Source organism: Actinobaculum sp. oral taxon 183 str. F0552 (assembly GCF_000466165.1).
Classification (GTDB): Bacteria; Actinomycetota; Actinomycetes; order Actinomycetales; family Actinomycetaceae; genus Peptidiphaga.
Window position 1 is genome coordinate 44,120 of record NZ_KE951417.1, and the last position, 6,270, is coordinate 50,389.

General features: G+C 72.8%; 6 protein-coding genes. 5 read left to right on the top strand and 1 reads right to left on the bottom strand.

What is annotated here, in order from left to right:
• Nucleotides 1-6 precede the first annotated feature (6 nt).
• Together hisG and HMPREF0043_RS03615 are read left to right on the top strand one after the other, a co-directional pair.
• The gene (gene hisG / locus HMPREF0043_RS03610; RefSeq protein WP_021601513.1) at nt 7-849 is read left to right on the top strand and encodes an ATP phosphoribosyltransferase; all 843 of its coding nucleotides are present in this window, start codon (nt 7-9) and stop codon (nt 847-849) included.
• Nucleotides 850-1,205: 356 nt separating this feature from the next.
• Nucleotides 1,206-2,243 carry a zinc-dependent alcohol dehydrogenase gene (locus HMPREF0043_RS03615; RefSeq protein WP_232206017.1) on the top strand — a complete coding sequence of 346 codons (1,038 nt, stop codon included), beginning with the start codon at nt 1,206-1,208 and terminating at the stop codon, nt 2,241-2,243.
• A gap of 130 nt (nt 2,244-2,373) precedes the next feature.
• On the opposite strand, the gene HMPREF0043_RS03620 is transcribed toward HMPREF0043_RS03615, so the two are convergent.
• The gene (locus tag HMPREF0043_RS03620) at nt 2,374-3,474 is read right to left on the bottom strand and encodes a DUF3866 family protein (protein ID WP_021601515.1); all 1,101 of its coding nucleotides are present in this window, start codon (nt 3,472-3,474) and stop codon (nt 2,374-2,376) included.
• Between the two features lie 37 nt (nt 3,475-3,511).
• Here HMPREF0043_RS03620 and HMPREF0043_RS03625 point away from each other — a divergent pair, with 37 nt between their 5' ends.
• The 3 genes from HMPREF0043_RS03625 to HMPREF0043_RS03635 all read left to right on the top strand — a co-directional run.
• The gene (locus HMPREF0043_RS03625) at nt 3,512-4,594 is read left to right on the top strand and encodes a helix-turn-helix transcriptional regulator (RefSeq protein WP_021601516.1); all 1,083 of its coding nucleotides are present in this window, start codon (nt 3,512-3,514) and stop codon (nt 4,592-4,594) included.
• Entirely contained in the window at nt 4,591-5,601 is a 1,011-nt protein-coding gene (locus HMPREF0043_RS03630) for a helix-turn-helix transcriptional regulator (protein ID WP_040317777.1), read from the top strand. The genes HMPREF0043_RS03625 and HMPREF0043_RS03630 overlap by 4 nt, the downstream gene beginning before the upstream one ends.
• A partial coding sequence (locus tag HMPREF0043_RS03635; RefSeq protein WP_021601518.1) for a diacylglycerol/lipid kinase family protein occupies nt 5,598-6,270 on the top strand: 673 nt, incomplete at its 3' end. The genes HMPREF0043_RS03630 and HMPREF0043_RS03635, both read left to right, overlap by 4 nt.

Below are 6,270 nucleotides of genomic sequence, written 5' to 3' on the forward strand. Positions count from 1 at the left end.
ATCGCCATGCTCCGCATCGCCGTGCCCAACAAGGGATCGCTCTCCGAACCGGCCTCCCAGCTGCTGCGCGAAGCCGGATACCGTCAGCGCCGGGACAGGCGCGAACTCGTCCTCGCCGACGCGGACAACGACGTCGAGTTCTTCTTCATCCGACCTCGGGACGTCGCCGTCTACGTGGGCGCGGGAACGGTGGACGCCGGCATCACCGGCCGCGACCTGCTCCTGGACTCGGGCACGGGCGCCGTCGAGCACCGGGCGCTCGGGTTCGCCCGGTCGCGGTTCCGCTTCGCGGCACCCGAGGGAACCTGTGCGAGCCTGGAGGACGTGCGGGGCAAGCGCATCGCCACGTCCTACGACGGCCTCGTCCGGCGCTTCCTCGCCGAGCGCGGCGTCGACGCGACGGTCGTCCACCTGGACGGTGCCGTCGAATCTTCCGTCCGCCTCGGAGTCGCGGACCTCATCGCCGACGTCGTGGAGACCGGCACCACCCTGCGCGCCGCGGGGATGGAGGTCTTCGGGGAGGCGATCCTGGAGTCCGAAGCCGTGCTCATCCGCGGCGACAGGCCTTCGCCCGCGGCTCTGGAGATCCTGGACCGCAGGATTGAGGGGGTCCTCGTGGCCCGGCAGTACGTCATGTGCGACTACGACTGTCCCGCCGCCAACCTCGCCGAGGCCGTCGAACTGACCCCGGGCCTCCAGTCGCCGACGATATCGCCGCTTCATGAGGCCGGCTGGTACGCGGTGCGGTCCATGGTCGAGACCGGCGACGTCAACAGGGTGATGGACGACCTCTACCGGATCGGCGCCAGGGGGATCATCGTCACCCCGGTCCTGGCCTGCAGGATCTGACCCGGGCCCCGACGACCGCGTTCGCCGTGCTCCGGGCTTGGCGTGCAGGATCTCCCCGCGCCCGTCCTTCTCCCGACGCTCGAATCTTGCGGGTCCAGGTGGGGCCTGCTGGGCCGCGCCCTTCGCCCTTCGCCCCGGGCATCCCGGCCGGCGCCCTCGGGACCGGGCCGCCGGCTGGTACGCGGAGCGCCGACGGCGCCTGTCCGTTTGAATCCCCGTGGCGGCCGTCACTAGGATGAATGGGGACCCGTCACGCCATGCCAACGACGGCATGAACGGGCCCGAACCGAATTCCGGGGAAGGCCGGCGGTCACCGTCGACCGCGCCTTCGCCCGTCCGCGAGAAAGGAACCAATCGTGAAGGCTTACATGTTCTACGGCCCCGGCGATCTGCGCTTGGAGGACGTCCCCGTCGAGCACCCCGGCCCCGGTGAGATCGCCGTGGACATCAAGGCCGCCGCCACGTGCGGAACGGACCTGAAATCCTACCGGCGGGGGCACCCCACCCTGTTTCCCACGCTGCCCGCCCGCTTCGGCCACGAGTTCTCCGGGATCGTCTGCGAGGTGGGCGAAGGCGTGGCCGACTTCGAGGTCGGCCAGAGGGTCGTCGCCGCCAACACCGCTCCGTGCGGCCACTGCTGGGCGTGCACCATCGGGCGCGAGTCGCTGTGCGAGAACCTCCAGTATCTCAACGGCGCCTTCGCCGAGCAGATCGTCGTCCCGCGCGCGATCGTCGAGCGCAACACGTATGCGATCCCCGACACCCTGGCCTTCGAGGCCGCGGCCCCGCTCGAGCCCCTGTCCACCGTGGTCCACGGGATGCACGAATCGGGAATCGCGCTCGGAGACACCGTCGTGGTCAACGGCGCGGGCCCGATCGGCCAGATGTATCTGAGGCTTGCGCAGCTGCGGGGAGCGACGGTCGTCGTGGCCGACCGCTCGCAAGGCCGCCTCGCCCAGGCCGAGGCCGCGGGGGCCTCCGCCGTCGTCGACCTGACCGGTTTGGAGACGCCCGAGGAATGCGCGGCGGCGATCCGGCCGCTGACGCCCGGCGGACGCGGCGCCGACGTCGCCATCGAGGCCGTCGGTCTGCCGAACGTGTGGGAACAGACCGTTCTGTGCCTGCGCCCCGGCGGAACGGCCGTGCTCTTCGGCGGAACCCCGAAGAACGCCCCGTTCCAGGTCGACTCCTCGGACATGCATTACAAGGAGTACACGCTCAAGGGCGTTTACCACCATCAGCCGCGCTTCGTTCAGATCGCGGTGGAGCTGCTCTCGTCCGGCAAGTTCGACGGGATGACCCTGTGCACCGAGGTCCGCCCGCTGGAGGCGCTCGTCGAGAGCCTGGAGGACATGGCCCGCGGAGTCGGATCGAAGTACATCCTCACGCCGTAGTCCGGCGCGACGCCCGGATGCTGCCGCGCCGAGCTGCCGGACGTCGCGGCACTGGCCCCACGAGCGGCCCGCGGCTGCGCCGCCGCGGACCGAGGGGGTTCACGCCGACCGGCACGAGCGGAGCGGCTCGTCACAGCGCGTCCGCCGCCGCGTACCCGGCCACGCCCGCGGCGAGGAATGCGAGAGGGTCCTCGGCGAGTCCGCGCCCCATCGTCGACAGGGGGACGGGGGAGGAGGCGAGCGCCTCGTCCAGGCCCTCCACCGACACGTCGACTCGCCTGAGCCTGCCGCACTCGAAGAGCGAATCGAGCTGGGTGCTCAGCAGCGCGCGCACGTCCTCGCCGATCAGGCCCGACAGCTCGGACTCGTCGAAGACCGGGCACGGGCACAGGGTCTCCACCAGCGCCACGCGGGTCAGGGCCGTCGCCGTGTGGTGGGACAGCCCGCGATGGCGTCCGCGCGCGTCGGCGCTCGACATGCGCAGAAGCCCGATCGGCCGGCCCTCCAGGGCGGCCGCTGCGTTGAGGTTCTCGCCTGCGCGCGTGCCCGAGAAGCCCCACCGGGTGCCGGTGCCGAGATTCCCCGGGCCCTGCGAGACGACGGCGACGTCCGCCTCCCATACGAGGCGCGCCGCGAGCAGGGCCGAGTGGACGTTGACGGCCTCCAGCTCGCCCCCGAAGGCCTGCCCGGCCGTCACGGTGCCCAGGATGCTCCCTTCTTCGCGGAGGCGGGCGCAAGTGCGGGAGAACCAGGCCGGGAGGCTGCCGCCGTCGTCCATGACGTAGGCGATGCGGGCATCGGGCCTGCGGGCGCGGATCGCGGCCGCCACGGCGGGCAGGGCGGAGTGGAGGTCGGCGACCACCACGGGCATTCCCTCGATCGAGTCGGCGTGGCGGAGAAGGTCGTGCCACGGCGACTCCTGTTCGTCGGCGCCCATCGTCATGTACTGGAGCGGCGTGTAACGCGCTTTGACGATGTGCCCCGGGCCGGGGTCGGGGTCGGCGGGCAGGCGGTCCGGCAGGGCGACGACCATGAGGTATCCGCCGGTCCCCAAGCCTCTGGCCGCCGCGGAGGCGCTGAGGATCGCGCGCGCGCCGACGTCCGGCGTCCCGACGATCCGCGTGTAGGCCAAGGCCCGGGTCTGGCCGCCGCCGTCGAGCCGCACCCGGCATTCGACGCATCCGTTCCACCGTTCCCCCAGGGAGACGACCTCCCCGCTGCGCCACATCATCACGCGATCAAGGGTACAGCTCCATTACCCTTGACGTGTGAGTCACCAGGCCAAGCGATACACGCGCTGGGAACGCCAGTTCTCCCTCCTCACTGCGATCGGGCGCCCCTCCGGCGTGACCCGGGCCCAGGCCCGCGCGGACATCCCCGCATACGCGGACTACGACTCGACCGCCGCCTTCCGGCGCACCTTCGAGCGGGACATCGCGGTCCTCCGCCAGGCGGGCTATCCGATCGCCGTCGAGGACGACTCCTACCGCATCGCCGAGGAGGCCCCCATCATCGCGCCGCTGACCGCGCTCGACGTCGGCCTGGTGCGCTCCCTGCTGACGGGCCTCGGGCGCGGCGGGAGCCTCAGATCGGCCGCGCACACCGGCATGGCGAAGATACTGGCGACCACGGCCTCCGGGCAGTCCGCGCCGCGCTTCGTCCACGCCGCCGTCCCCTCCGGGGACGCCGTCGTACCGATCGCCAGGGCCCTCCAGTACCGGCGGCGCGTGGGCTTCGCCTACCGGGGGACCCGCCGGCGCGACTACGTCCTGGAGCCCGCCCGGCTGTTCGTCCAGCGCGGGGCCTTCTACGCGTCGGGCCAGGCCTGCGGCGACGACGGGGAGTGGGGCTACCGCACGTTCAGGGTGTCGCGAGTGGTCCCGGGAAGCCTGCGGGTCGGCCAGCCGGCGACCAGGCCCCGCGACGAGGCCCCCGACGCCGACGTGTTCACCGCCCGGCAGGTGACCCTGGCCGTCAGCCCGGACGCGACGATACCGCTCCTGGCCCGCGGCCGGCCCTGCCAGCCGCCGCCCGGCGCGCGCGTCCCCGACGGGTGGGCGTGCCTTCGACTCGCCTCCCTGGACAGACATCGCCTCTACGAGCTCCTCGGTTCCTACGCCCGGGAGGTCAGGCTGCTCGGAGGCGAGGACCTCGTGGCCGAGTGGAGGCGGCGCCTGGATCATTTGGCGGGCCTGGCGCAGTCGGGGACGGCCGCGGCCGACACGGAACAGCCTGCCGACCCGGCCGACACGGAACAGTCCGCTGGCCTGCCGGCTCCGGAACAGCCTGCCGACCCGGCCGACACGGAACCCCCGTCGGATCCGCCGGATCCGGATCGGGAGGCATCGTGAACGGCAGCCGCTCCATGAACGCCGACGGCGTCGTCCTGACCAACGCCATGCTCGTCTACCTCGCCGAATGCCCCGGCCGGACGGCCACGCTCCGCGAGCTCGGCGCCCATTTCGGCGTGCCCTGGCAGAAGGCCCTCGACCTGCTGTGGAGCGCCTCGCTCGTCGAACTGGGGGACCTGGTCGACGCCTACTCCCTGACCCTGCCCGTCCGGCCCGGCCAGGAGGAGCCGGGGGAGGAGCCGGCGAAGGCCGATTCGGCCGTCTCCTTCGGCGCGTGGGGGTCGGCCGACGTCCCCGACCTCCCGTTGACCCTCGACGAGGTCATCGCGATCGTCGCCCTCGTCGACTCGGTCGCGCAGATCACCCCGCCCGGCCCGTCGGCCGACGCCCTGTCGGCCATGCGCGCCAAGCTCGTCGCCGCGTGCGAGGAGGCCGGCTTCGCGGGCGTCATCTGGCCCGAACCCGCCGCGGCCGCCGATCCGGAGACGATGGGGCGCATAGACGCCGCCCTCGCCTGCGGAGCCTGGATCGACTTCTCCTACCACCGGCCGGGACCCGGCCTGCGGGAGTCGGTGACCGCCGTCCGCGCGATCCCCGTCGACGTGCGCTCGGCCGTCAACCCGGTGCTTCTGGCCTGGAGCGCCGACGGCGCGCGCACCTACCGCCTCGACCGGATAGGCGCGGTGCGCCTGGGGCCCGGCGCCCGCCGCGACGAGCTCGCGGCCGCCAGATCGGCCGTACGCCGAGACTCCGCCTGGCAGCCCGGCGGCGTGACGGTGACGCTCACCGTCACGCGGGCCGGCAGATGGATCGCCGAGATGCTCCCCGGCGCCACCGCGGTCCAGCGCGACGGCCTGACCGAGGTGACGCTCCGCTCCGAATCGGACGAATTCCTGGCCACGCTGCTCCTCCAACTGGGCCCGGCCGTCCTGGACGTCCGACCCGCCGAAGTGGCCCGGCGTCTGGCTGGACGCTTCGCCGCCCTCGCCGAGGACGCGGACGCATGAGGGCGGGGGTGATCGCCAACCCGGCGAGCGGACGCGACACCGGCAGACGTCACGCCGGACGCGTCAAGGCCTGCCTGGAGGGGCGAGACGTCGCGTCCCTCGACCTGACCGGCGCCACCGCCGCCGACAGCGCGCAAAGCGCCCGCGACGCCGCACGCCTGGGCCTCATCGACCTCTTGCTGGCCGTCGGAGGCGACGGAACCGTCCACGCCGCGGTGGACGCCCTCGCCGGGACCGGTGTGCCGCTCGGCATCGTCGCCGTGGGATCGGGCAACGACATCGCCCGCGAGTTCGACCTGCCGATACGCCGGCCCGAAGAGTCCACGGCGCTCGCTCTCGACCTCTTCGCGTCCTGCGACTCCCGGCCCGTCGACGCCATGGAGGTCTCCTCGCGCGGCGTCGCCCACCGGGCTCTAGCGGTGGTCTCGGCCGGGATCGACGCCGCCATCAACCTGCGGACCAATTCCCTGGCCTGGCCGCCGGGAACCCTGCGCTACGTCCGCGGAGCCCTGGCGACCCTCAGAGGATTCTCGCCCTACGGCGTGCGCGTGGAAGTGGACGGCCGCGCGGCCGCCGGGCTGGCGACGCTCGTGGCGGTGGCGAACACGAAGTACTTCGGCGGGGGGATGAACATCGCCCCGCCGGCCGATCCCGGCGACGGCCTGCTCG